The sequence below is a fragment of the Nocardia sp. CNS-044 genome (assembly GCF_059570515.1).
Genome location: NZ_JCANSX010000012.1, coordinates 222,256 through 247,163 on the forward strand (window position 1 = coordinate 222,256; position 24,908 = coordinate 247,163).

The following is a 24,908-nucleotide window of genomic DNA, read 5'->3' on the forward strand; positions in this document are numbered from 1 at the left end:
GACCGTACGCGGGACGGTCGGTGCCGGTCTAGGGACTTCTGTCCCACGGCAGCTCTCAGGGCGTCACGATGGCGAAGTCCGGGTCCGGCTCGTCGAACACGCCGACCAGGGCGGCGAGCTTGGTCGGATCGCCCTCGATGCCGATATCGCCCGCGGCCGCCGCCACCCCGAAGTCCTCGCCTTGCAGCAGGACTCGGATCATGGTCGCCCGGGTGAGGGTGAACTCGGCGTCGGCGTCCGGCAGCGCGACGCCCTCCGGCCGGTCGTAGTGGGTCAACCTGCCGTTGCGCAGTTCCAGCCGGTGCACCCGGCCCTCGTCGGTGAGGTGCCAGTCGGTGATCACGTGCATGTCCCATGCCTTCGGACCGTCCACGCGCAGCGCCATGGCGTCGAAGATCTGCTCGATGGTGAGCGCGCCGAGCATGGACAGCGAATCGGTCTTGGTCGGCGTCCCGAACGAGCCGTAGCGCAATTCGTACGCGCCGCTGAGGTAGAAGTTGCGCCACGTCGCGTTCTCGGCGCCGTAGCCGAGCTGCTCGTAGGCCGCGGCGAGCAGGTCCTTCGCCGCCTCGTTGCCGGGTTCGGCGAAGACCACGTAGTCGACCACCTGCGCGACCCAGCGGTAGTCGCCCGCGGCGTAGGAGTCGCGCGCCTTGCGCAGCACCTCCTCGGCGCCGCCCATGAATTCCACGTGGCGGCGCGCGGATTCGACCGGCGGGTGCTCCCACAGGTGCGCCGGATTGCCGTCGAACCAGCCGAGGTAGCGCTGGTAGATCGCCTTGACGTTGTGGCTGACCGAGCCGTAGTACCCGCGCGCGTGCCAGGCGTTCTCGATCGCGGGCGGCAGCGTCAGCTGCTCGGCGATCTCGGCCCCGACGTAGCCCTGGTTCAGCATGCGCAGCGTCTGATCGTGCAGATAGCCGTACAGATCACGTTGCAGCGCAAGGTATTCCACCAGCCGTTCGGTGCCCCAGGTCGGCCAGTGGTGCGAGGCGAACACGACGTCGGACTCGCGCGCGAACAGATTGATCGCCTCGGTGAGGTACTTGGCCCACACGTGCGGATCGCGCACCAGCGCGCCGCGCAGGGTCACGATGTTGTGCAGGGTGTGGGTGGCGTTCTCGGCCATGCACAGGGCGCGGCGATCGGGGAAATAGAAGTTCATCTCGGCGGGCGCCTCGGTGCCCGGCGTGATCTGGAAGACGATCCGCACGCCGTCGACGGTCAGCTCCTGGCCGGTCTCGGTGATGTCCACCGTCGGCGCGATCAAGGTGACCGTGCCGATCGAGGTGGTCTGGCCGAGACCCGCGCCTACCTGGCCCAGCGGGCCCCTCGGCAGCACGGCGCCGTACATGTAGGCCGCGCGGCGCGCCATCGCGGTGCCCGCGTAGATGTTCTCCGCCACCGCGTGCTCCAGGAATCCGGCGGGCGCGATGACCGGAATCCGGCCCGCCGCAGCGTCTTCCGGAGTGGCCACCCCGTAGGCGCCGCCGAAATGGTCGACGTGCGAATGGGTGTAGACGAGGCCGGTCACCGGACGGTCGCCGCGGTGCTCGCGATACAGCCGCAGACCCGCGGCCGCGGTCTCGGCGGAGATCAGCGGATCGATCACGATGACACCCTGATCCCCCTCGACCAGCGTCATGTTCGACAAATCCATGCCGCGGATCTGGTAGATCCCGTCGGTCACCTCGAACAGTCCTTGCGCGGCGACCAGCCCGGACTGGCGCCACAGACTCGGGTGGACGGAAGCGGGGCACGGCTCGCGCAGGAAACCGTAGGAATCGTTGTCCCACACCACGGATCCGTCGTCCTGGGTGACCACGCCGGGCTCGAGCGCGGCGAGGAAACCGCGGCGGGCGTCGGCCAGGTCGGCATCGTCGGCGAACGGCAGCATCGTCTCGGCGCGCTGCCGCGCGGCGACGATCACCTCGGTCGGCTCGGTCACATCGGGCATCGTCCTCCTCCTTCTTCTCTGCCGAACTCGTCTGTCCTGGAATGGATCACCTCGGTGGGTCCGTGAAACCCAATGCGACCGCGACGCCACCGGCGAACAAGATCGCCAGCGCCGTCGCGGCGATCACGCCGTCGGGTCGCCCACGGCGGCCGTGGCGCAACCACCGGCTGCGCAGGTAACCCGTGACCGCCACCGCGCACATCGTCAGCGCCGCGACGGCCGGGGCGATCGCGGCGTCACGCCAGCCGGAACCCACCACGTGGTCGATGCACAGCGCGGCCACGACCATCGCGCTGATGGCCGTGCGTCGCCAGGCGAGCGCGGTGCGCTCGGCGGCCAGACCCACGTCCCTGGCCGTCATCGCAGCAGCACCGCGATACAGGCCATGATCGACACGATGCCGATGCCCACCGACAGGACCGGCACCAGCACCGTCTCCGGCAGCGGTTCCGCACGGCGCATCGCACGGCCGACCCGGCGCCAGTGCAGGTACCCGCCGAGCGCGACGACGACCGCGAGCACGATGCAGCTGACCGCGAGCACGCGCCGGAGACCGGCCATGTGGAACGGCTGAACGAGGGTGTGCACCGCGACACCGCCGGCGAGCAGGCCCAGGGAGGTGCGCATCCAGGCCAGGAAGGTCCGTTCGTTGGCGAGGGTGAAGCGGTAGTCGACGCCTTCCTCGCCGTCCTCCGATTCCGAGCCGACTTCCGGGAGTGTCACGCCGCCCCCTCGCGGGCGGCCCTGCCGACGGACACGGCCACGTTCGAAACAGCCGGGCGCTCAGGGACGTCCGGGGTCACGCTTCCGCCGCCAGGGTGCACAGGCACCACTCCGTCTCTGGTCAGTTTCGTGCCGCAAGCAAACATTCCGCAACGTCAGCGTAGTGGCAGACCGGGCGGTCGTCCACGAGCCTCGCGGCAGCGCGCCGCACACCGCGACGCGCGCCGCAATCACACCGAAACGGCGTCCGTGGAACGCCATCGCGAGCCGGTCCACAGTCGAGGTCAGCGGTGCGCGGGTAACTTTCCAGTTGCTCACGCGCGCGGGTGCGCCTGGTCGTGCACCTTCTTCAGCCGTTCGATGGAGACATGGGTGTACAGCTGGGTCGTGGCCATGCTGGCGTGGCCGAGCACCTCCTGCACTACGCGCAGATCCGCGCCGCCCTCCAGCAGGTGGGTGGCCGCGCTGTGGCGCAGTCCGTGCGGGCCGACGTCGGGGGCGCCGGGTATCGCCGAAACGACCTCGTGCACCACGGTCCTGGCCTGGCGTTGGTCGAGCCGCTTGCCGCGCCTGCCGAGCAGGAGCGCGCGCCCCGATTCGGCGGTCGCGAACGCGGGACGGCCGTAGCTCAGCCACTCCGCGACGGCGCGGTCGGCCGGTGCGCCGAACGGCACGGAACGCTCCCGGTTCCCTTTGCCGAGCACGCGGACCAGGTGCCGCTCCCGGTCCACGTCGTCGACGTCCAGGCCGCAGAGTTCGCTCACCCGGATCCCGGTCGAGTACAGCAGCTCGACGATCAGCCGGTCCCGCAACGCCATCGGATCGTGCTGCGCCGCACCGGATTCCGCCGCGTCCATGGCCTCGACCGCCTGTTGCCTGCCGAGTACCGCGGGCAGCGTCCGGTGCGCCTTGGGCGAGCCGAGCCGCAAGCCGGGATCCACTTCCAGCCTGCCGGTCTTGGTGAGCCAGCCGGTGAACGTCCGCGCCGAGGACGCGCGACGCGCCATCGTCGTGCGGGCCGCGCCGTTCGCCGACTGCGCCGCGAGCCAGGACCGCAGCAGCGTCAGGTCCAGCTCTCGGACCGCCGAATCCGGGGAGCGGGCGTACAGGTGGGCCAGTAGCGACCGCGCATCGCCGAGGTAGGCGCGCACGGTGTGGGCCGAGCGGTTGCGGCCGAGCCGCAGGTGTCGCCCGTACTCCGTCAACAGCGCGTCCAGGTCCTCCGGCAACTCTTCCACCCCACCACCGTCGCCCCCAGCACAGCCGTTGGCAAGAAACCGCGCCGGGCCGCGAAGCTCGGCGTGATCGCGACCATCGCCATAGGCGCACCTCGGTCACGCGGCGTGCAGGGACGGACGGGCAGATCGTCATGAGCGTCCTCCCGACTTCCTGGGCGCCTTGCGGTGCCAACCGGTTTCGTCGAGGCCGACCAATCCCGCGATCTCGAGTGCGACCAAGGCGGCGCGGATCGCGGGTAGGGAGAGTGGGCAGTGGCCGGTCAGTTCGTGGGGTAGACGGGAGCCGATGGCGGGGAGGGCGGCGAAGACCGTGGCTTCGTCGCCGGTGAGGTGATCGAGGGTTTCCGGAACAGCGCCCGCGCTGCCGGGCAGCGACAGGCGCAGCGGTCCGGCCTCGTCGATCACTTCCTCGGTGCGGGTGACGAGCAGGGCCTCACCGTCGCGGATCATCCGATGACAGCCCGTCGAGGCCGCCGAGGTGACCGGTCCGGGAATCGCCAGGGCCGGGCGGCCGAGTCGCCGCGCCCACTTCACGGTGTTACGCGCGCCGCTGCGCAGGCCCGCCTCGGTTACCAGCACACCGTCGGCAAACGCCGCGATCAAGCGGTTGCGGGCCAGAAAGTGGTGCTTCCTGGCGAGCGTGCCGGGCGGGTACTCGCTGACCACCAGTCCGACGTCCGCGATCTCGGCGATCAGCCGCTCGTGCTGGGCCGGATACGGACGGTCCACACCGCACGCGAGCACCGCGAGGGTCGGCCCGTCGACAGCCAGCGCCGCGCGGTGCGCCATCGCGTCGACGCCGAAAGCCGCGCCGGACACGATGGTCCAGCCCTGGGCGGCCAGATCCCCCGCGATCTCGGCGGTGACCCGATTGCCGTATCCCGTGCTGCACCGCGATCCAACCACCGCCAAAGCCCGTTCGCTCGACTCCAGTAGCGAGCGGGGGCCGCGCACCCAAAGGACCAGCGGCACCGCGCCGTCCGGATCACGGCCCACTTCGAGTTGGCTCAGTCCGAGAAGCCGCCACGCGGGCCACTCCGGATCGTCCGGCGTCACCACCCGGCCACCGATCCGCTCGATGAGCTCCAGATCGGCTGCCGCCGTGTCGACCTCGCGCCGCCGCCTGGTCGGTCCGCGCAGCGACTCCGGCAACTCGCACTCGCGCACCGCCCGTGCGGCCTCCACGACCCCCACCGATTCGATCAACGCGGACAACGCCGCACAAGGCCCTTCGACGACCCGCGAAAGGTACACCCAAGCCAACCTCCGCTCGTCCGTCTCCCCCGCACCGCTCGCCATCGCGACAAGCGCTTGCCGACTACTTCCTCTTTCGCTCCTACCCGCAACCCCGAACTCGGCAGCACACTCGTCCAGCTCGTCGATCCACACTGCTCGGCGCGAACCAGAATCATCCGCGCCTGAACCACCGTGCTCCGCGGCGGCTTCGTCCAGCTGGCCGACCCGACTTCCTCGACCCGCAACAGCCCCGTCCCGATCGTGGCCACCCCGATCGAATTCAGCAGCGCAGCCCCGCCGACCGCCATCCTGTGCCGACGACTGTGAAAGGCCCGACTCTCCAACGAAACCGTGGTGCTCTTCGAAGTCAGGAGCGACCTCATGCCCTTCGTCTTTCCACACCGCTCGGCGCGCGCCGGTCATCGTGCACCCCCGCTCCGGCCGCGGTCCCACGACGTCGCCGCCGCTCTGCCGCAGCCTGACGCCCGCCATCGAGCCGCCGCAGCGCTCATCACTTCGCCACCGCGCAACACCGTCAGCCGCCACGACACCTCTGCACCGAAACCCTTGCCCCACCGCGCGTTCACTGCGCACCCCGCTGGCGGAAGTTCAGCGCCAGCATGACGTCCTGCGCGCTGGGCACATCGGCCCCGCGCAGATCGCAGACCGTCCAGGCGACACGGATGGCGCGGTCGGCGCCCCTGGCCGACATGCGACCCATGCGCAGGGCCGCCTCGACCGGGGCGACGGACTCGCGGGGCAGTCGAAAGCGTTGGCGCAGTGCGTGTCCCGGGACCTCGGCGTTGGTGAGCCAGCCGTGCTCGCGCCAGCGGTGCAGCGCGGCCTTCCTGGCCGCCGCGACGCGCTCGCGCACCACCGCACTGCTTTCGGCGGCGTCCGAGCTGAACGTCGCGCCCGATTGGCCGTGCATCTGCACCCAGATATCGATGCGGTCCATCAGCGGTCCGGACAGTTTGCCGAGATAGCGGCGGCGCGCGAGGGGCGCGCAGATGCAGTCGACGTCGCGAGCGGGCGCGCAGGGGCAGGGGTTCGCGGCCAGCACCAGTTGGAAGCGGGCCGGGTAGCGCGCCACCCCGTCGCGGCGAGCGATGCGAACCTCGCCCTCCTCCAACGGAGTTCGCATCGCTTCGAGGACCTTGACACCGATCTCGGCGCATTCGTCGAGGAAGAGCACGCCGCGGTGGGCCCGACTCACCGCACCGGGACGGGCCGAGCCCGAGCCGCCGCCGATCATCGCCGTGACCGAGGTGGAGTGGTGTGGTGCGACGAACGGCGGCACGGTGATGAGCGGATGATCGCCGGACAGCGCGCCCGCCACCGAGTGGATCGCCGTCACCTCCAGCGCCTCAGCTTCCGACAGCGGCGGCAGCAGACCGGGAAGACGTTGCGCCAGCATGGTTTTGCCTATGCCGGGTGGCCCGGTCAGCAACAGGTGGTGGCCGCCCGCCGCGGCCACCTCGAGCGCCCAGCGGGCCTCGTCCTGACCGACCACCTCGCTGAGGTCGCCGTAGGAGCGCGCCGTATCGGGCAGTTCGCCGCTCGGCTCCGGCAGCGCCGCCTCACCGCGCAACCAGGCGACCACGGCACGCAGACTCACCGCGCCGAACACCTCGACGCCCTCGACCAGACCCGCTTCCGCCATGGCGCATTCGGGCACCACCACCGTCGACCAGCCCGCGTTGCGCGCGGTGATCACCGCGGGCAGGATGCCGCGCACCCGGCGCACCCGCCCGTCCAATGCGAGCTCGCCCAACAGCACCGTCTTCACCAGCCGTTCCGAGGGCACCGCGCCCGCCGCGTCCAGTACCGATACCGCCAGTGCGAGGTCGTAGACGCTGCCGATCTTGGGCAGAGTCGCGGGCGACAGGGCGAGGATCACGCGGCCGTCCGGCCACTTCTCCCCCGAATTGGCCACGGCCGAGCGGACCCGGTCGCGCGATTCGGAGAGCGCGGTGTCGGGCAGGCCGACCAGGTGCACCGACGGCAGCCCCTGACCGATGTCGGCCTCGATCTCGACCAACTGCCCGTCCACGCCGGCCACCGCGACGGAATGGGCGCGCCCCAGCGCCATCAGAAGACCGCCTCGAGGTGGTCGATCACCGGGTTGTGGCCGGGCTGGATCAGCACCGAGATCACGTCGAAGCGTATTCGCCGCCAGGGGCCGTCCTGTTCGGCCAGCCAGAGCAGCGCGAGCCGCCGGATGCGCTGCTGCTTGGCGAAGGTGACGGCCTCGGCGGGCGTGCCGAAGCCGAGGCCGCTGCGGGTTTTCACCTCGACGAACGCGGTGGTCTGGGAGTCACGCGCGATCAGATCGAGTTCGCCGTACCGGCAACGCCAGTTGCGCACGACGATCTCCATGCCCGCGTCCCGCAGGAACCGTGCCGCCAGCTCTTCCCCGTATGCGCCGAGTGCCTGTTTGTCTGCCACCCGACGATCGTGACCGCACCGCGCCGCAGTCCGGTCGCGATGACCTGGGCCGATACCTGCCCTGTGGACTACGCCGCCACTGTGGACAACACGCCGCCGCGGATTCCGAATCGAAACAAGCTGTCAGGCCGCCGTGGTAGCGGCGCTGCCGGACACAGCGCATCGCCGCCCGCGCGGCGGCCGAAAGGCGTCTCGCCTTCCGTCAGCGGAACTCGCGCGGTGCGGATTACTCGGGAAGCCGCAGGTCCGGCTTCTCCAGCTCCTCGATGTTGACGTCCTTGAAGGTGATCACCCGGACGTGCTTGACGAAGCGGGCGGGCCGGTACATGTCCCACACCCACGCGTCGCTCATGCGTACCTCGAAGTACACCTCACCGTCGGCGTTCTGTGGGCGAAGCTCCACGGAGTTGGCCAGGTAGAAGCGGCGCTCGGTCTCCACCACGTACGAGAACTGACCGACGATGTCCTTGTACTCGCGATACAGCGAGAGCTCCATCTCGGTTTCGTACTTCTCGAGGTCCTCGGCACTCATCGGGTGGGACGTCCTCCTTCTCGCGGCACTGCATCGTATCGGCGGCGTTCGCTCGGCCTGCGTGGTTACCTCGCGCTACCGCCTGCTGGCCTGACGCTCACACCGTCCGGTCGTCTCTCCACATCATCTCGCATGGGCGGCATCGGTAGCCACTCGGCTGTCCTCGAGCCCGTCGGCGAGCACCGCGTCGGCGTACTCGACGGCCGGGTCGAGCGGCCGCAACCCCGCCGTCTCGCGCACATTGCGCCACGATCGCCGGTGTTCGCTGCACGGACCGAGCTCGTTCAGCGCGGCGGTGTGCTCGGGCGTGTTGTAGCCCTTGTGCGCCGCGAAACCGTAGCCAGGGAATCGCTGGTCCATCTCCACCATGATCCGGTCACGGGTCACCTTGGCCAGGATGCTGGCCGCCGCGATGCACGCCGCCGCCGCATCTCCACCGATCACGGGTAGTGACGGGACCGGAATGCCAGGGACACGGAACCCATCGGTCAGCACGTAGCCAGGAGTGTGCCCGAGGCCGGCCACCGCGCGGCGCATCCCCTCGATATTGGCCACGTGGATACCGATCGAGTCGATCTCCCACGCCGGGACCACGACGACCTTCCAGGCCAGCGCCAGCCGCGTGATGACCGGATACAGCTCCTCGCGGGTGGCTTCGGTGAGCTTCTTGGAGTCGTCGAGGCCCGCGAGTTTGTCGTAGGCCTTCGGTGCGAGCAGGCAGGCCGCGACGACCAGTGGTCCGGCGCACGGGCCGCGACCGGCCTCGTCCACGCCCGCCACCGGGCCGAGCCCGCTGCGGATCAGCGCCGCCTCCAGCGTGCGCAAGCCGCCCGCTTTGCGCATCACCACGCGCGGCGGCCACCCGTTGCTTGCCGTCATTCGGTTACCCACTGCTCCGGCCTGCCCCACCGTCCAATTATCCTGCGGCCGCGCCGATCAGTTCGTCTGCGGGTCCTGGGAACGAATGAGCCCCATCCGATTCGGCGGCCAGATCTTGACGACGGCCTTGCCGCGCACGTTGTCGATGGGGACGGTGCCCTGCCATTCGTCGCCGACGTGGGCGCGCGAGTCCGCGGACTGGTTGCGGTTGTCGCCCATCACCCACAGGTGCCCCTCCGGAACCTTCACCGGACCGAACACGCGGCCCGCGGGATAGGTGGGGTTTTGCTGGCCGGCCAGCCAGCGGTAGTCGTTCTCGACGTACGGCTCGTCGAGGGGCTTGCCGTCCACCATGACCCTGCCCTGCGCGTCGCAGCACTGCACGGTCTGACCGCCGACCGCGATGACCCGCTTGACCAGGTCGTTCTCGTCGGGCGGCACGAGGCCGAAGAAGGAGAAGAAGTTCTGCACGCCGCGCACGATCGCGTTGTCCGAGCGGATCGATTGGTAGCGGGTGTTCCAGGAGGGCGGTCCGACGAAGACCACCACGTCACCGGGTTGCGGGTCGCTGCCGTAGTAGCTGACCTTCTGCACGTAGATGCGGTCGCCGATCTGGAGGGTCTCCTCCATCGACTGGGAGGGGATCACGTACGGCCGCCCGACGAAGCTGACCATCAGCGCGGCGATGACGGCCGCGATCACGATGAGGACCGGCAGCTCCTGCCAGAACGGGCGCTGCTTCTTCGGCTTCTTCGCCTGCCGCCTGCTGCGGCGTCCCCCCTCGTCGTCCGATCCGGACACCGACACCGACCCACTTTCGTCTGCCACGCGGAACAGACTAGCCCGGCACCATGACTCGCGTCCGGTGCCGGGCCAGTGAAGATCACTCGTGCCGGGTCAGGGCGAAGCGCTCAGCGCTTTTCCTTGATCTTGGCCGCCTTACCGCGCAGGTCGCGCAGGTAGTACAGCTTCGCCCGGCGGACGTCACCGCGGGTCACGACGTCGATGTGGTCGATGTTCGGGCTGTGCACCGGGAAGGTGCGCTCCACGCCGACACCGAACGACACCTTGCGCACGGTGAAGGTCTCGCGGATGCCACCGCCCTGGCGACGGATCACGACGCCCTTGAAGACCTGGATGCGCTCCTTCGAGCCTTCGATGACCTTCACGTGCACATTGAGGGTGTCGCCCGGACGGAAGTCGGGGACATCGCTGCGCAGCGACTTTTCGTCGACGAAGTCAAGGGTGTTCATTTCCATCCTTCTGGAGTTCGCGCGAACAGAGGACCCTGGCGGCACGGTGCGTGCTCGACCGGTTCATGCTCCGAATTAAGGGATGCTCCCGGGGTCGACATGCACCCAGGGCAACCTGTGCATTGTGCCAGACCCGAGGGCCGTGCCGAAAATCGGGCCCAAGGGATCGCCGCCGCATCGACCGACGCCGGGACGACACCGGCCACGGTACATCGCCCTCCACAGCGGGCGCCGCCACCGGCCAGACCATCCGCGACAGATATCCGATCGGGACCCACTCCCGCCGAAGAGCCGACTGCCGCTGGCCCAACTCCGCCACGCCCCGAAAACAGACCGCGCTCTCGTCAGCGATCGAGTTCCACCGCGGCCCGGTGCAGCGCCGCCGCCAACCGGTGATTCTCCGCCGCGTCGAAAGCGAACGCGGCCCGCCGGCGGGTGTACCCGTACGCGACACCCGACCGCGGATCGGCGAAGCCGTCCGATCCCGCCGAACCGGTGTGGCCGAAGGCCCGCGCACCGAGGAACGGGTACGACAGCCCTTTGGCCTCGAAACCCAGGGCGAACACGGCGTCACCGCGCACCAGATCGGGTCCCGGCGCGTGGATCGTCGTGAACTCGGCGAGGGTGTCCGGGCGCAGCAGCGGAGGGCGACCGTTCAGTTTCGAGATGGCGGCGGCGTACATGCTCGCCACACCTCGCGCGCTTCCGACGCCACCGGCCGAAGCCTGCCCAAGCGACCGCACCTCGCGGCTGTTGGGCAACCGCATCACATCCATCGGCGTGAACGCCGGTGTGGCGTTCAGGTTGTAGGAGATGCCCGCGATGCCCTGCGGGTTCGGCGAATTCGCGTCGAAGGCCGCCTCCATCTCCGGGGTGGCCAGCCACGGGAGGATCTCGCGGAAGCGCCCGTCCTGCGCCTCGGGCAGACCGAGATAGAGATCCAGCTCGTGGGGCGCCCTGATCCGTTCCTCGAACAGCTCCTGGATGGAGCGGCCGACCAGGCGTCGCACAACCTCCCCGAGGATGGCGAAGGTGACGAAGCCGCCGTATCCCTGGGCCGACCCCGGCCGGAAGTGCGGATGCTGCCGGACTATCAGTTCCGCGATGACCCGGTCGTCGGCCAGCTGTGCCACGGTGAAGCCGCCCTCGATCCCGATCAGCCCGGCGCGGTGGGTCAGCACCTGCCGCAGCGTGATCGCCGACTTGCCTGCCGCCGCGAACTCCGGCCAGTAGTGGGCGACGGTCCGGTCCAGCTCGAGCACGCCGTCCTGCACGAGCAGCGCGACGACCAGCGTCGCGGCGCCCTTGGTGGTGGAGTGCAGGCCGGTCAGCGTCTCGCCGGTGACCTCGGGCCCTGCCCAGAGATCGACCACCTGCCTGCCGTGCACGAATCCGGCCAGCTGTGCACCGGATTCGCCGTTCTCCTCGGCCACCACCGCGGCGAACTCCGCCAGGACCTCCTCGAATCCCGCCGCGACGGTGCCGTGCACGACCGCCGTGGCGACGTCCGCGCTCATCCGAGCACCGGGTAGTTCGCGCGGAAGACGCCCCGTGGATCGCGGGCCCGCTTGATGTCGGCCAACCTGTCCACGGTCGACGCGTCGAAGGCCGCCGACGCGCGCTCGCCGGGAGTCAGGAACGTGTACGGCTTGCCCGCGCCCAGATGGCCGTCCAGCGCGCCGACGATCCGCCGCTGTTCGGCGGCGACCGCCTCGGCGAGGTGCGGCAGACCCAGGCCGAGCAGGTACAGCAGGTATGGCTCGCGCACCGCCGCGCGTGCGCCCGGTTCCGGCGCGGCGGCGGCGAGCGCGCCGCCGAGGTGGCGGATCTGGAGGTTCACCAGCGGCGCGAGCGGGTCGTCGAGCAGGATCTTCGCCACCGCGTCGTCGAGATCGGTCAGCAGCTCGGCACGGGACAGCGCCGGGCTCGGATCGGTGGGTTCGGCGGTGATGTCGCCGAGGTTCGCCACCGACAACTCGCCGCGCTTGTCGACGACCGCGCCGCCGATGGCGTCGACTCCGGCGAGCAGTTCCCTGGCCGCCTCCGCATCGCCGAGGTAGGCGACGTCGAGCGCGACCATCGGTGGGGCGTCAGGGAATTGGAAGCGGTGGAACCACAGCGACAACTCGTCGGGAGCCCGCTCGGTGAGTTCGCCGAACGCCTCGAAGACAGCGCGGGTAGCCGCGCCGGGCCACATCACGCGACCGCCGTAGAGCGCGGGCGCGGGGTGCAGGTCGAATTCGAGCGCGGTCACCAGTGCGTAATCCCCACCGCCGCCGCGCAGCGCCCAGAACAGCTCCGGGTCGGACGCGGCGGTGACGCGCGCGGGACCGCCCTCGGCGTCGACGATCTCGAACGCGCGCACGTCGTCGCTCGCCCAGCCGAACTTCCTGCCGAACCAGCTCAGCCCGCCGCCGAGGGTGTAGCCGGTGACGCCGACGACCGGGTTGCTGCCCGCCAGACCGGTCAGTCCGTGCGCGCCGACGGCGGCTTGCACCTGTCCCCAGGTCGCGCCCGCGCCGACGCGCGCCCACCGCTCGTCGGCGTGCACCTCGATGTGGTCGAGGCGCGCGGTACGGACGAGGATCACGCCGTCGCCGTTGCCGGACGCGCCGTGGCCAGTCGGCTGGGTGGCGACCGTTAGTCCCGCGCCGCTCGCATAGCGGACCAGCGCCGCGGCGTCCGCGGCATCGGCGATCTCGACCACCGCGGCCACGGACTGGCGCACGGTGAGATTCCACGCCCGCGCGGCGCTGTCGAATTCCTCGTCACCGGGCAAGAAGACCCGGCCGCGAACAACGCCGCGGAGATTGTCCAGTGTCATTTCCCTTTTCCTGTCTGCTGTTTCGTTCGAAGAATTGCTAGGCGCGGCCGAAGCGGCGCAGCGCGGCCCATGCTTCGGGCAGCGGTTTCGGATCGCGCCGGGCGGGCGAACGCAGCGCCCAGGACGCGACGGTGAGCCCGAGAAAGACCAGCGGGGAAATCGCTGCGGCCGCCGGGTCGCCGACAGCCAGGTGCGAAAGGGCGGCGCCGCCGTAGACGAAAGCCAGTCCGGCATAAGCCCATTCCTTCACACGCGGCGTGCCGGGCGCCAGCACCGCGCCCACGGCGGCGACCTTGGCGGCGCCGATGATGGTCGCGAAGTAGAGCGGGTATTCGAGACGTGCGAAAGTGTCCTGCACGTAGGGAATTCGCGCGAGATCCCAATACGCGCCCACTACCGATTCGGTCATCAAAATGGCCGTAGCTCCCCCGAAGGCGATCATCCTCGCGCGGGATCCGCGGTGCGACGCACCGTCTTCGATCGGGGTCGTGGTGAATTCCGCGGGAATCGGCATCGCTGTCTTCATCTTTCGGCCTTCCTCGTTGCTCCGGTTGGCGTCGCGCTCATCGCGCATCGCCTCATCGCTGTTCGACTGGATGACGGAGGGCAGCGCGGAAAGGTAACGAGTGTGATGTAGACCACATGAAAAGGCGACGCTGTCACGTCCGGCGACTCCGGTTCGTCGGTAAGTCGACGGAGAGGACACGACGTGAACGACCACGATTTTCTGGCGGGGCGCTTCGAATGCCACCGGCCGCATCTGACCGCGGTGGCCTACCGCATGCTCGGCTCGGTCGCCGAAGCCGACGACGCGGTTCAGGAGGCGTGGCTGCGGCTGGCCAGAACCGATGCCGCCGACATCGACAATCTCGCGGGCTGGCTGACCACCGTCGTCGGCCGGGTCTGCCTCGACATGCTGCGGGCGCGCACCTCCCGCCGGGAGGAGCCGATGGCCGAGCGCCTGCCGGATCCGGTGATCGGCCCGGAGGACGGCACCGATCCGGAAGGCCAAGCGGTGCTGGCCGATTCGGTCGGCATGGCGCTACTGGTGGTGCTGGAGTCGCTGAACCCGGCGGAACGGCTCGCTTTCGTGCTGCACGACATGTTCGCGATGCCTTTCGATCAGATCGCGCCGATCGTCGGCAAATCGCCGGCCGCGGCCAAGATGCTGGCCAGCCGCGCCCGCAACCGGGTGCGCGGCCGGGCGCCGGTGCCGGACCCCGATCTGCCCCGCCAGCGCCGGGTCGTGGACGCCTTCCTCAGCGCCGCGCGCGGCGGCGATTTCGACGCGCTGCTGGCGATCCTCGATCCGGACGTGGTGCTGCACGCCGACGGCGGCGCGACGGTGCCCGGTGGCCTGCGCGTGGTCCGCGGCGCGGAACGAGTGGCGGCGATGCTCGACACGTTCCACCGGATGGCCAACCTCTACGACACCCACCGGGCCCTGGTCAACGGCGTTGCCGGACTGCTCAATACCGCCGAGGGCAAGCCGATGTCGGTGATGAGCTTTACCGTGACGAACGGCCGGATCGCCGAGATCGACATCCTGTCCGATCCCGAACGTCTCGCGCGACTCGACCTGGTCCGAGCCGACGACCGTCGATAACGCGAAGTCAGTGCCCCTCGTCGTGATCGGCCGCCCACGGCAGGTGGTGGTGCCGGTGCGGCGCGGGCGGCGCGGGCACGACCGTCCTGGTCAGCTCGGCCTCCGCCGCCGTGCGCACGTGCTCGACATCGGGCTTGCCCGCGACCAGGTCCTGCACGAAGATCTTGGCCCGGATGACCGGCCTGCGATACCGGCGTTCCCGCACGATCGCCCGGTACATCAACCGCCGCCGGTCGCCGTAGCGCCACCGTGCCCATGGCGCGCCCGGCCTGCTCAGCCGCAGCGCGCCGACCACCAGCAGCGGCGGGAAGAACATGCCGAACAGGCCGGTCCAGATCTTGCCTTTGGCGATGACGATCGCGGCGAGCATCAGGTTGACGAGCGCGAACACGGTCGCCACGATCCGCGCGCCGGTGCCGATGGAAGCGCGAAAGTCGTTGATCTCCAGCAGCGACAGCGGATGGAAACCGAGCAGCAGCAGCCCGGTCACCGCGAGCGCGACGAACACGGCGTCCACCGAGGTGCGGCCCTGTTCCTCCCAGTACACGTCGCGCAGGTAGTAGATCAGCGCGAACTCGTCCAGGACCAGCGCGGCGCCGACACCGAAGGCCGCCGACAGCGCGCCCGCGGTGGCACTGCTGCCCTCCTCGAAGACGGCGACCAGGCCGAGTCCGGAGCCGAGCACCAGAATCACGCCGAACACCATGTGATGGATGTGCACGGTGCCCGCTCGGAGGTTGCCCGGCCACCAGCGCACCTTGGCCCTGATCATCCGGACGCTGAGCCGGATGAACAGGAACCCGACGATGAAGCCGAAGAGGAAGCACAGCAGCGGTAGGCGGCCTTGCGCGATCACATCGTCTTCGAGCCACCGTCGCATGGCCGCCTACATCCCTCCGCCCCCGCGCTGGCTCCTACTGTCCGAAACCGGCCCGGCGCAGCGCGTCGGCCATGGAACCGCTCGGCGCGGGGGCGTTGCGCCGCTGGTTGCCCTGACCGCGGCCCTGCTGCGGCCGCCCTTGACCATTCTGCCGCTGCCTGCCGTCGCCGCCCTGACGTCCGCCGCCCTGGCCGCGGTTGCCGCCGCGCTCGCTCTTCGCGGGCGCCCCCGGCTCGTCGTCCAGGCGCAGGGAGAGACCGATGCGCTGACGGGCGACGTCGACCTCGAGCACCTTCACCTTCACCACGTCACCGGACTTCACCACCTCGCGCGGATCCTTGACGAAGTTGTGCGACATGGCCGAGACGTGCACCAGACCGTCCTGGTGCACGCCGACGTCGACGAACGCGCCGAACGCCGCGACATTGGTGACCACGCCCTCGAGCACCATGCCGGGCTTCAGGTCGGCGACCTTCTCCACACCGGCGGCGAACTCGGCGGTCTTGAACTCCGGGCGCGGGTCGCGGCCCGGCTTCTCCAGCTCGCTGATGATGTCGGTGACGGTCGGGACACCGAACTTCTCGTCGGTGAACTCGGCGGCCCGCAGCGCGCGCAGCACGGTGGTGTTGCCGATCAGTTCGGACATCCCGCGGCCGGTGGATTCCAGAATGCGCCGGACCACCGGGTAGGCCTCGGGGTGCACCGCGGAGGTGTCGAGCGGGTCGTCGCCGCCACGGATGCGGAGGAAGCCCGCGCACTGTTCGAACGCCTTCGGACCGAGCCGGGGCACGTCGAGCAGGGCGGTGCGGCTGCGGAACGGACCGTGCTGATCACGGTGCGCCACAATGCTTTCCGCCACGGACGACGCGATGCCCGATACCCGGGAGAGCAGCGGCACCGAGGCGGTGTTCACGTCGACGCCGACCGCGTTCACCGCGTCCTCGACCACCGCGCCCAGCGAGCGAGCCAGCAGCGTCTCGGAGACGTCGTGCTGATACTGGCCCACGCCGATCGACTTCGGGTCGATCTTCACCAGCTCGGCCAGCGGATCCTGCAGGCGGCGCGCGATGGACACCGCGCCGCGCAGCGAGACGTCCATGTCCGGCAGTTCCTGGGAGGCGTAGGCGGAGGCGGAGTACACCGACGCGCCCGCCTCCGAGACCACGATCTTGGTCGGCTTGTTCGCCGGGATGCGCGAGATCAGCTCGGCGGCAAGGGCGTCGGTTTCGCGCGAGGCGGTGCCGTTGCCGATCGCGATGAGTTCGACGCCGAACCGCGCGACCAGCGCGCCGAGTACCGCGAGCGACTTCTCCGTCTGGCCCTGCGGCTTGTGCGGGTAGATGACCTCGGTGGCGACGACCTTGCCGGTGGCATCGACGACCGCGACCTTGACGCCGGTGCGGTAGCCCGGGTCCAGGCCCATCGTGGTGCGAGTGCCCGCGGGCGCCGCGAGCAGCAGATCGCGCAGGTTGGCGGCGAACACGTCGACCGCGTCCTTCTCCGCGGCCTGACGCAACCGCATGCGGGTGTCGATACCGAGGCTGACCTGAAGCTTGGTGCGCCACGCCCAGCGCACCGTGTCCAGCAGCCAGGAATCAGCGGGGCGGCCCTTGTCGGCGATGCCGAACCGCACCGCGATGCGGCCTTCGTAGACACTGCGCTCGCCTGGCTCGGGCTCTTCGGTGTCCGGCTCGAGGTGCAGGGTGAGCACGTCCTCCTTCTCACCGCGCAACAGCGCGAGCACGCGGTGCGAGGGCAGCTTGTGGAACGGCTCGCTGAACTCGAAGTAGTCGGCGAACTTCGCGCCCGCCTCCTCCTTGCCCGGCCGCACCGTCGAGCTGATCTGACCGCGGTTCCACATCATCTCGCGCAGCTCGCCGACCAGATCCGCGTCCTCGGCGAACCGCTCGACCAGGATCGCGCGGGCGCCGTCGAGCTGCTCGGCGGTGTACTGGCCGGGATCGGTGGTCGGATCGCCGATCAGCGCGTCGGCCACCGGCTCATGCCCCGCCTCGCGCGCGATCTGCGCCTTCGTGCGCCGCTTCGGCTTGAACGGCAGGTAGATGTCCTCCAGGCGGGCCTTGGTCTCGGCGAGCATCAACTGCCCGAGCAGCGCGTCGTCGAGTTTGCCTTGGCCACGGATGGATTCGATGATCGCGCCACGGCGCTCGTCGAGTTCGCGCAGGTAGGACAGCCGCTCGTCGAGCTGGCGCAGCTGGGCGTCGTCCAGCCCGCCGGTCACTTCCTTGCGGTAACGCGCGATGAACGGCACGGTCGAACCCGCGTCCAGCAGTTCGACCGCGGCGCGGACCTGGCTCTCGCGCACACCGAGTTCGTCGGCGATACGCCTGCCCACGCTGGCCAGCGGGGCGCCTGTCGGTGCGGCGGCGGTCGTGTCGGTGCTGTTCTGCTCTGAACTGGCGATCTCGGGCGCTGTCGTCACGACCCGCAACACTAGCTCGTCAGCCCGCCTCTCCGCGTTTCAGGCCGGTCGTGAGAGCCTCGGGAGTTTCGCAACGGGCCGGCGGTCGGGAGCGGGGTATGTTTTGGGCGTACCCGACGAGTTACCCGGGCCTCGCGAAATCAGTTGTCGCCTCGGCAGGCCTACCCCCGCGTTCGCTCCGGCCGTGCGCGGGCTGACAGCGGACTACCTCCGGCAGCGCTCATCGGGCGTACCTCCGCATTCCCTCCGGCCATGTGTGCGCTGACGACGGGCTCCGTCCGGCTGCGCCCATTGTGCCCCGAGGAACGGAGGCGCCGGTTTCGGTGCGCCCGTTCCTCTGGGCTCAGTGGGGCAGCTCGGGCTAGCCGAGGAGTTGCCTTGCCATCTCTCGCATTTCGGCCTTGCGGATCTTGCCCGTGACGGTCATCGGGAATTCGTCGACCAGGTGGACGTAGCGCGGGATCTTGAAGTGGGCGAGTTTGCCGGTGCAGAAGGCGCGCAGGGACTCGGCGTCCAGCGGGATGGCGCCCTCGCGCATGCGGATCCAGGCCATCAGTTCCTCGCCGTACTTCGCGTCGGGCACACCGATCACCTGGGCGTCCAGGATGTCCGGGTGGGTGTAGAGAAACTCCTCGATCTCGCGGGGGTAGATGTTCTCGCCGCCGCGGATCACCATGTCCTTGATCCGGCCGGTCACGGCGATGTACCCGTCGGCGTCCATCACGCCGATGTCGCCGGTGTGCATCCAGCGGGCCGCGTCGATGGCTTGGGCGGTCTTCTCCGGCTGATCCCAGTAGCCGAGCATCACCGAGTAGCCGCGGGTGCACAGTTCGCCGGGCTCGCCGCGCGGGACGGTCAGACCCGTTGCGGGATCGACGATCTTGACCTCGAGATGCGGGCCGACGCGGCCGACGGTCGCGGTCCGGCGATCGAGGTCGTCGTCGCGGCGGGTCTGGGTGGACACCGGAGACGTTTCGGTCATGCCGTAGCAGATGCACACCTCGTGCATGCCGAGCCGGTCGATGACCCGCTTCATCACCTCCACCGGACATGGCGAACCCGCCATGATGCCGGTCCGCAAAGTCGACAGATCTGGTGTCGCGCCCGTCTTCTCGAGCACCGAGTCCAGCTCGGCGAGCACGGCGATGAACATCGTCGGCACGCCGTAAAGGGAGGTGCAGCGCTCCAGGGCGACCGCTTCCAGGGTTGCCGCCGGGTCGAAGGCCTGCGCCGGAATCACCACCGCCGCACCGTGACTGGTGGCGGCCAGATTGCCCATCACCATGCCGAAGCAGTGGTAGAAGGGCACCGGCACGCAGATCCGGTCTTGTTCGGTGTACCCGCACAGCTCCCCGACGAAGTAACCGTTGTTGAGGATGTTGTGATGGCTGAGCGTGGCGCCCTTGGGGAAACCCGTTGTGCCCGAGGTGTATTGGATGTTGATCGGATCGTCCGCCGACAACGTCACCGCCACGGCGGCCAGTCGCTCGGCGTCGGCCGGCGCGTCGGCCACCGCGGCCCAGTCCGCGCCGCCGAGGATCAGAACCTGGTCGAGGCCCGGGCATTCGGGTCGGACCTCCTCGATCATGGCGACATAGTCCGAGGTCTTGAACTCCGGTGCGGCGATGAGCATCCGAACCCCGGCTTGGCGCAGCACGTATCCGAGTTCGCTGGTGCGGTAGGCCGGATTGATGTTGACCAGGATCGCGCCCAGCTTGGCGGTGGCGTACTGCACGAGGAACCACTCCGCGCAGTTGGGGGCCCAGATGCCGACGCGATCGCCCTTGGCGAGACCGCGGGCGGCGAGACCGGACGCTGTCGCGTCGACCGCCGCGACGAGTTCGCGGTAGGTCCAACGGCGTCCGGTCGGCGAGTCCACCAACGCTTCCCGATCCGGATGCGCCGCGGCGGTGCGGTCCAAGTCGGCCCCGATAGTGTCGCCGAGCAGCGGCGCGTCCGAGGTGCCCGAGGCGTAGCTCGGCAGCGCGAGGTTCATCGCGCACCTCCCTGCTGGCGCAGCACGAAACGCTGCACTTTGCCGCTGGGCGTCTTCGGCAGACTCGTCACGAAATGCACCCGGCGCGGATAGGCGTGCGCCGCGAACTTCTCCTTCACCAATTGCTGTAGCTCGGCGGCCAATTCGGCGCTGCCTGCGGATCCGTTGCGCAACACCACGAATGCCTCCAGCACTTCCCCGCGCAACTCGTCCGGCAGACCGACCACCGCGGCCTCCGCCACCTGGTCGTGCAGCACCAGCACGCTCTCCACTTCGAACGGGCCGATGCGGTAGCCCGCCATGATGATCACGTCGTCGTCGCGGGCGGAGAAGTGGAAGAACCCGTCGGCGTCGCGGGATCCGGCGTCGCCGGTGAGATACCAACGGCCGTCGGCGGTGTAGCGCTGCGCGGTGCGCTCGGGGGCGTCGAGATAGCCCAGGAACCACAGCAGCGGACTGCGCTCGGTGTCGATCGCGACCCGGCCGAGTTCACCGGGGGCGGCCTCGACGTCCGCGTCCTCGGCGAGCACGGCACAGGTCCAGCCGGGCAGCTGCCTGCCCATCGATCCGAGCGGGGCGTCGGCGCTGAGCTCGTCGTGCCAGGCGTTGCAGACGACCATGCCGTGCTCGGTCTGCCCGTAGTGGTCGCGGACGGCGACGCCCAGATTCCGCGCCGACCAGGCGACGACCTCGGGGGTGAGCGGTTCGCCCGCGGAGGAGGCGCGGCGCAGCGCGAAACCCGTTGGCGGCGCATTGTCGTCGGCCCGCAGGGCGCGGTAGACGGTGGGCGCGGCGGCGAAGTTGGTGACCCCGAAGCGCTCCATGACCCGCCAGGTGAGCGGCGCGGAGAAGCCCGCGTGCAGCAGCAGGCTGCGGGTGCCCGACGCGAGCGGGCTCAGGATCGCGTAGTAGAGCCCGTAGGCCCAGCCCGGATCGGCGGCGTTCCAGTAGACGTCGTCGGGGCGGACATCCAGCGCGAACTCCTGATACGCGTGGAAGGAAGCCAGCGCGCGCAGCGGGATCGGCACGCCCTTCGGGGTGCCGGTGGTGCCGCTGGTGAACAGCTGGACGAGCAGTCCGTCACCGCCGACCGCGACCGCGGCGGCGCGCGGGTCGTCGGCGGCGTACGCGTCGAGCAGGTCGGCGAAACGCAAGGTGTCCGGTCCGACCTCCTCGGACGATCCCGCGACGACCAGCCGCCATGGCGCGTCGGCCGGAATGTCGTCGCCGGGCGCCAGCTTCACGGCCTGATCGGCGTCCGCGACGACGAGCGCGGCGCGGGCGGCCGTCAAGCGGAAGGCGATGGCGGGCGGCGCGAACGCGGTGAACAGCGGCACGTGCACAGCGCCGCGGCGCCAGATGCCGAGCAGCGCCACGATCAGGTCCGCGGACTTGCCCATCAGGGTGGCGACGCGATCGCCGCGCCCGACCCCGAGCCCGGCCAGCGCCGCGGCGAAACGCGCCGAACGCTCGCGGAGTTCGCCGTAGGTGAGGTCGGTGGCGCTCAGGTCGGCGTCCACCACCGTGAACGCGACGCGGTCCGCCGGATGTCGGTCGCACAGCAGCTCCGCCGCACAGGCCTCCGGTCCGTCGTAACACTCCAGCAGTTCGCGCACCCGCGCGTCCAGGTCCGTGCTCATGTCGCCTCTCCTCGTCGGTGATCCACGCCACCCTCGTGTCCCATAGGATGTGGGTTGCATCACGTTCGTCACTACCCCCGAAAAGGGGTGAGTCGTTTGACCACCACTTCCCTGCTGCGGCCCCGCGACGCGGACGCGCTGCGCGCCGAGATCCGCTGGGTGGCGCATCGGGCGGGCGTCCCCGTCGTATTCGGTGGCGAGGTGCACGAGGATGCGTTGCTGCTCACCGAGTTCGTCGGGACGATGACCAACGGGCTGCGCGGCCTCACCGTGTTGCGCCGTTCGGGCCTCGGCGGCCAGGTCATGGATATGCGCAGGCCCGCGTCGGTGGCGGACTACCGCAACGCCGCCTCCATCACCCACCACTACGACGCGCCGGTCTCGGGCGAGGGCATCCGCTCGGTGCTCGCGGTGCCGGTGGTCGTCGACGATCGATCGCGCGCGGTGCTCTACGCCGCGACGCGCGGTACGAGCCCGCTAGGCGACCGGACCGCCGATCTGATGATGCAGGCGGGCAAACGGCTGGCCACCGAGTTCGCGATCCGCGACGAAGTGGATCGGCGGCTACGGCTGCTGGAGATGACGGCGCCGACGCCGGACACCGCGCCCGCCGCCGCCGAGGAATTGCGCGACATCGGCGCCGAACTGCGCGGCCTGGCCCGCACGGCCACCGACGAGCGCCTGCGGGCCCGGCTGCACGGCATCTGCGACCGTCTCGGCCGGGTCCTCACCGGCGAACCCGCTCCCGACGCGCCGCGCCTGTCCCGCCGGGAATTGGACGTGCTCGCCGAGATCGCGCTCGGATGCACCAATCAGGAAGCGGCCCAACGTCTCTCGCTCGGTGCGGAAACGGTGAAGAGCTACCTGCGCAACGCCATGACCAAACTGGACGCGCGCACCCGGCACGAGGCCGTCGTCACCGCCCGCCGCCTCGGCCTCCTCCCCTGATTCGGACCGACCTCCCTCATCCGGCACCGACCGTCGGCTCGGCCCGTGCCATGATCATGCGGTTGTGCGAACGCACCCTGGTCGCTGGCCGCGAACCCAGCGTGCGCGGGGAAGCCCCGATTCTTGCCATGGCGCTGGATCATTCGGAGCCGCAGTCCGCGCCCTGGGGTCTGATGATCCACGGGTACCAACGGCAGCATCGCCGTCATACCGGCTCGATAGCAACCGCTCTGCGCCCCTTGGGCCTTCGGCGTTTCCGGTGTTCGGGCCAATTCGCCCGGCCGCCAAGGGATTGCGGCGGCCGTTGGAGGACTCCCGGGTCGGGGCGGTGATGTGGTCCGCCCTACACTCCCTTGCGTGACAGAGCCTTTCCGTATCGCGGGATTGTCCCTGGACTGCGCCGACCCCGATGCGCTCGCGCGGTTCTACCTCGATCTGCTCGGCGGACACACACTGTGGAGCAAGGAGCGCAGCGCGGCGATCCGCATCCCGTCCGGTCTAGCGGTCATCGCGCAGCGGATCGCGGACTACAAGCCGCCCGTGTGGCCCGGTAGCTCGATCGTGCACTTGGATTTGGCGGCCGACGACGACTTGGACGCGTGCGAGCAGCGCGCGCTCGCGTTGGGTGCGGTGCCCGCGCCCACCCAGCCGGGCGACCGGTGGCGGGTCTTGCTCGATCCGGCCGGGCATCCGTTCTGCATCACGACGGCGCAGTTGCCCGACTGAACGACGCTGTCGATCCTCCGACTGGCGGACAACCCGATAACGTTGGCGCTTCAGGAAATTCGGCCGCTGGATGATTCACTCCGGCGGCAGCAGATCCGGGCGGCGTTCGCGGGTGCGGGCCAGTGACTGTTCGCGACGCCAGGCGGCCACCTTCGCGTGGTCGCCGGAGAGCAGGATCGGTGGCACGTCGAGGCCGCGCCAGCTGACGGGGCGGGTGTAGCTCGGACCTTCGAGCAGGCCGTCGGAGAACGAATCCTCTTGGTGCGATTGCTGATTGCCGAGCACGCCGGGCAGCAGGCGCACGACGGCCTCGGTCATCACCAGCACCGCGGCCTCGCCGCCGATGAGGACGTAGTCGCCGATGCTGACCTCTTCGACGCGCACCCGCCGCGCGGCGTCGTCGAACACGCGCTGATCGATGCCTTCGTAGCGGCCGCAAGCGAAGACCAGATGCTGCTCGGCGGCCCAGCGCTGGGCGGTGGCCTGGGTGAACGGGACGCCCGCCGGGGTGGGCACCACCAACAGGGCGTCGTCGGGGCACACCTCGTCCAGCGCGTCGCCCCAGACGGTCGGCTTCATGACCATGCCCGGCCCGCCGCCGTACGGCGAATCGTCGACCGACTTGTGCACGTCGTGCGTCCAGCGCCGCAAGTCGTGCACGTCGACGGAGATCAGTCCCTTGTCGATGGCCTTGCCGAGCAGCGCCGTGCGCAGCGGCTCCAGATACTCCGGAAAGATCGTGATGACGTCGAGCCTCATCCCAGCCCCTTCGTTCCGCCGAGATTCCCGCGCCCGGCGCGCGCAGTGCCCATCACTCGGGATCGAGCAGGCCCTCGGGCGGATCGATGACCACCAGCCGGTCGGCGAGCGACACGGTGGGCACGATCGCCGTGACGAACGGAATCAGGATTTCCCGGCCGTCGTCGGCGGCGCGTACCGAAAGCAGTTCTCCCGCAGCCGAATGCAGCACCTCGGTGACCGTGCCGACGACCGTGCCATCGGTGAGCTGGACGGTCAGCCCCTCCAGCTCGTGGTCGTAGAACTCGTCCGGATCGTCCGAGGGCGGCAGGTCCGCGCTGTCCACGACGAACAGCGTGCCGCGCAGCGCGTCGGCGGCGGTGCGGTCGGCGATCCCGGCGAGAAACACGAGGAGCCGGCCCGAGTGCTCGCGGGCCGACTCCACGGTGAAGTCGCGAACCTCCGACGAGCGCGGCAGGCGACCACGCAGGGTGGTGCCCACCGCGAAACGCTCTTCGGGTTCGTCGGTGCGGACCTCGACGACGAGTTCGCCGCGCACACCGTGCGACTTGGCGACCCGCCCTACGACGAGTTCCATCTACTGATCGGTGTCGACCACGTCGACCCGGATGCCCCGGCCGCCGATGCCCGCGACGAGAGTGCGCAGGGCGGTCGCGGTGCGTCCGCCGCGGCCGATCACCTTGCCCAGGTCCTCGGGGTGGACGTGCACCTCGACGGTGCGCCCGCGACGGCCGGTGATCAGCTCGACGCGGACGTCATCGGGATTGGCGACGATGCCGCGCACCAGGTGCTCGACGGCATCCGCCACTACCGCGCTCAC

The 24,908-nt window shown here is 69.9% G+C and carries 24 protein-coding genes; 3 read left to right on the forward strand and 21 right to left on the reverse strand.

The genetic code is table 11. The features are described 5' to 3' along the window. Nucleotides 1–55 precede the first annotated feature (55 nt). The 14 genes from T333_RS31540 to T333_RS31605 all read right to left on the reverse strand — a co-directional run bounded on the left by T333_RS31540 (nucleotide 56) and on the right by T333_RS31605 (nucleotide 13,616). Nucleotides 56–1,957, reverse strand: a complete 1,902-nt coding sequence (locus T333_RS31540; protein WP_496426769.1) for an alkyl/aryl-sulfatase — start codon at nucleotides 1,955–1,957, stop codon at nucleotides 56–58. A gap of 46 nt (nucleotides 1,958–2,003) precedes the next feature. Continuing rightward, a complete protein-coding gene (locus tag T333_RS31545; protein ID WP_354999341.1) occupies nucleotides 2,004–2,318 on the reverse strand; it encodes a DUF202 domain-containing protein in 315 nt (104 codons plus the stop codon). Next, nucleotides 2,315–2,680 (reverse strand): YidH family protein, encoded by a 366-nt coding sequence (locus tag T333_RS31550; RefSeq protein ID WP_496426770.1) that lies wholly within the window; start codon nucleotides 2,678–2,680, stop codon nucleotides 2,315–2,317. Before T333_RS31550 ends, T333_RS31545 begins: the two co-directional genes overlap by 4 nt. Before the next feature lie 314 nt (nucleotides 2,681–2,994). Further along, a complete protein-coding gene (locus T333_RS31555; RefSeq protein WP_496426771.1) occupies nucleotides 2,995–3,918 on the reverse strand; it encodes a tyrosine recombinase XerC in 924 nt (307 codons plus the stop codon). Between the two features lie 129 nt (nucleotides 3,919–4,047). After that, nucleotides 4,048–5,217 carry a DNA-processing protein DprA gene (dprA, locus tag T333_RS31560; protein WP_496426772.1) on the reverse strand — a complete coding sequence of 390 codons (1,170 nt, stop codon included), beginning with the start codon at nucleotides 5,215–5,217 and terminating at the stop codon, nucleotides 4,048–4,050. Nucleotides 5,218–5,737: 520 nt separating this feature from the next. Next, nucleotides 5,738–7,246: a YifB family Mg chelatase-like AAA ATPase gene (locus T333_RS31565; RefSeq protein ID WP_354999336.1), complete on the reverse strand. Its 1,509-nt coding sequence runs from the start codon at nucleotides 7,244–7,246 to the stop codon at nucleotides 5,738–5,740. Continuing rightward, nucleotides 7,246–7,602, reverse strand: coding sequence for a YraN family protein (locus T333_RS31570; RefSeq protein WP_496426773.1), 357 nt, complete (start codon nucleotides 7,600–7,602; stop codon nucleotides 7,246–7,248). The genes T333_RS31565 and T333_RS31570 overlap by 1 nt, the downstream gene beginning before the upstream one ends. Nucleotides 7,603–7,828: 226 nt before the next feature. Then, nucleotides 7,829–8,134: a DUF2469 domain-containing protein gene (locus T333_RS31575; RefSeq protein ID WP_011210678.1), complete on the reverse strand. Its 306-nt coding sequence runs from the start codon at nucleotides 8,132–8,134 to the stop codon at nucleotides 7,829–7,831. Nucleotides 8,135–8,257: 123 nt separating this feature from the next. Next, the gene (locus T333_RS31580; RefSeq protein ID WP_496426774.1) at nucleotides 8,258–9,013 is read right to left on the reverse strand and encodes a ribonuclease HII; all 756 of its coding nucleotides are present in this window, start codon (nucleotides 9,011–9,013) and stop codon (nucleotides 8,258–8,260) included. A 57-nt stretch (nucleotides 9,014–9,070) separates the two neighbouring features. Continuing rightward, nucleotides 9,071–9,841, reverse strand: coding sequence for a signal peptidase I (lepB, locus tag T333_RS31585; RefSeq protein WP_496426775.1), 771 nt, complete (start codon nucleotides 9,839–9,841; stop codon nucleotides 9,071–9,073). Nucleotides 9,842–9,924: 83 nt separating this feature from the next. Continuing rightward, nucleotides 9,925–10,266 carry a 50S ribosomal protein L19 gene (gene rplS, locus T333_RS31590; protein ID WP_011210681.1) on the reverse strand — a complete coding sequence of 114 codons (342 nt, stop codon included), beginning with the start codon at nucleotides 10,264–10,266 and terminating at the stop codon, nucleotides 9,925–9,927. A 344-nt stretch (nucleotides 10,267–10,610) separates the two neighbouring features. Then, nucleotides 10,611–11,783, reverse strand: coding sequence for a serine hydrolase domain-containing protein (locus tag T333_RS31595; RefSeq protein WP_496426776.1), 1,173 nt, complete (start codon nucleotides 11,781–11,783; stop codon nucleotides 10,611–10,613). Beyond that, entirely contained in the window at nucleotides 11,780–13,090 is a 1,311-nt protein-coding gene (locus T333_RS31600) for an FAD-binding oxidoreductase (RefSeq protein ID WP_496426777.1), read from the reverse strand. The genes T333_RS31595 and T333_RS31600 overlap by 4 nt, the downstream gene beginning before the upstream one ends. A 37-nt stretch (nucleotides 13,091–13,127) precedes the next feature. Then, entirely contained in the window at nucleotides 13,128–13,616 is a 489-nt protein-coding gene (locus T333_RS31605) for a DoxX family protein (RefSeq protein WP_357253733.1), read from the reverse strand. 183 nt (nucleotides 13,617–13,799) lie between these two features. Between T333_RS31605 and sigJ the strand changes: the two genes are divergently transcribed. Next, nucleotides 13,800–14,696, forward strand: coding sequence for an RNA polymerase sigma factor SigJ (gene sigJ, locus T333_RS31610; protein ID WP_496426778.1), 897 nt, complete (start codon nucleotides 13,800–13,802; stop codon nucleotides 14,694–14,696). Nucleotides 14,697–14,703: 7 nt separating this feature from the next. Here the strand turns inward: sigJ and T333_RS31615 are convergent, their stop codons facing one another. The 4 genes from T333_RS31615 to T333_RS31630 form a co-directional block, all read right to left on the reverse strand. Continuing rightward, nucleotides 14,704–15,576: a hypothetical protein gene (locus tag T333_RS31615; protein WP_354999330.1), complete on the reverse strand. Its 873-nt coding sequence runs from the start codon at nucleotides 15,574–15,576 to the stop codon at nucleotides 14,704–14,706. 34 nt (nucleotides 15,577–15,610) lie between these two features. Then, a complete protein-coding gene (locus T333_RS31620; protein ID WP_496426850.1) occupies nucleotides 15,611–18,001 on the reverse strand; it encodes a Tex family protein in 2,391 nt (796 codons plus the stop codon). Between the two features lie 379 nt (nucleotides 18,002–18,380). Continuing rightward, complete coding sequence (locus T333_RS31625) at nucleotides 18,381–20,015, reverse strand: AMP-binding protein (RefSeq protein ID WP_496426779.1); 1,635 nt, start codon at nucleotides 20,013–20,015, stop codon at nucleotides 18,381–18,383. Then, entirely contained in the window at nucleotides 20,012–21,655 is a 1,644-nt protein-coding gene (locus T333_RS31630) for an AMP-binding protein (RefSeq protein ID WP_496426780.1), read from the reverse strand. Before T333_RS31630 ends, T333_RS31625 begins: the two co-directional genes overlap by 4 nt. A gap of 96 nt (nucleotides 21,656–21,751) precedes the next feature. On the opposite strand from T333_RS31630, the gene T333_RS31635 reads away from it, so the two are divergent. Further along, nucleotides 21,752–22,603 carry a helix-turn-helix transcriptional regulator gene (locus tag T333_RS31635; protein WP_496426781.1) on the forward strand — a complete coding sequence of 284 codons (852 nt, stop codon included), beginning with the start codon at nucleotides 21,752–21,754 and terminating at the stop codon, nucleotides 22,601–22,603. Nucleotides 22,604–22,960: 357 nt separating this feature from the next. Further along, nucleotides 22,961–23,329 (forward strand): VOC family protein, encoded by a 369-nt coding sequence (locus T333_RS31640; protein ID WP_141809511.1) that lies wholly within the window; start codon nucleotides 22,961–22,963, stop codon nucleotides 23,327–23,329. A gap of 75 nt (nucleotides 23,330–23,404) precedes the next feature. On the opposite strand, the gene trmD is transcribed toward T333_RS31640, so the two are convergent. Genes trmD through T333_RS31655 form a run of 3 tightly spaced genes read right to left on the reverse strand, consistent with a single transcriptional unit; the run spans nucleotide 23,405 to nucleotide 24,908 of the window. Beyond that, entirely contained in the window at nucleotides 23,405–24,088 is a 684-nt protein-coding gene (trmD, locus tag T333_RS31645; RefSeq protein WP_354999326.1) for a tRNA (guanosine(37)-N1)-methyltransferase TrmD, read from the reverse strand. Between the two features lie 52 nt (nucleotides 24,089–24,140). Continuing rightward, nucleotides 24,141–24,665: a ribosome maturation factor RimM gene (gene rimM / locus T333_RS31650; protein WP_354999325.1), complete on the reverse strand. Its 525-nt coding sequence runs from the start codon at nucleotides 24,663–24,665 to the stop codon at nucleotides 24,141–24,143. Then, on the reverse strand, nucleotides 24,666–24,908 hold the full coding sequence (locus T333_RS31655) for an RNA-binding protein (protein ID WP_067782143.1): 243 nt from the start codon (nucleotides 24,906–24,908) through the stop codon (nucleotides 24,666–24,668).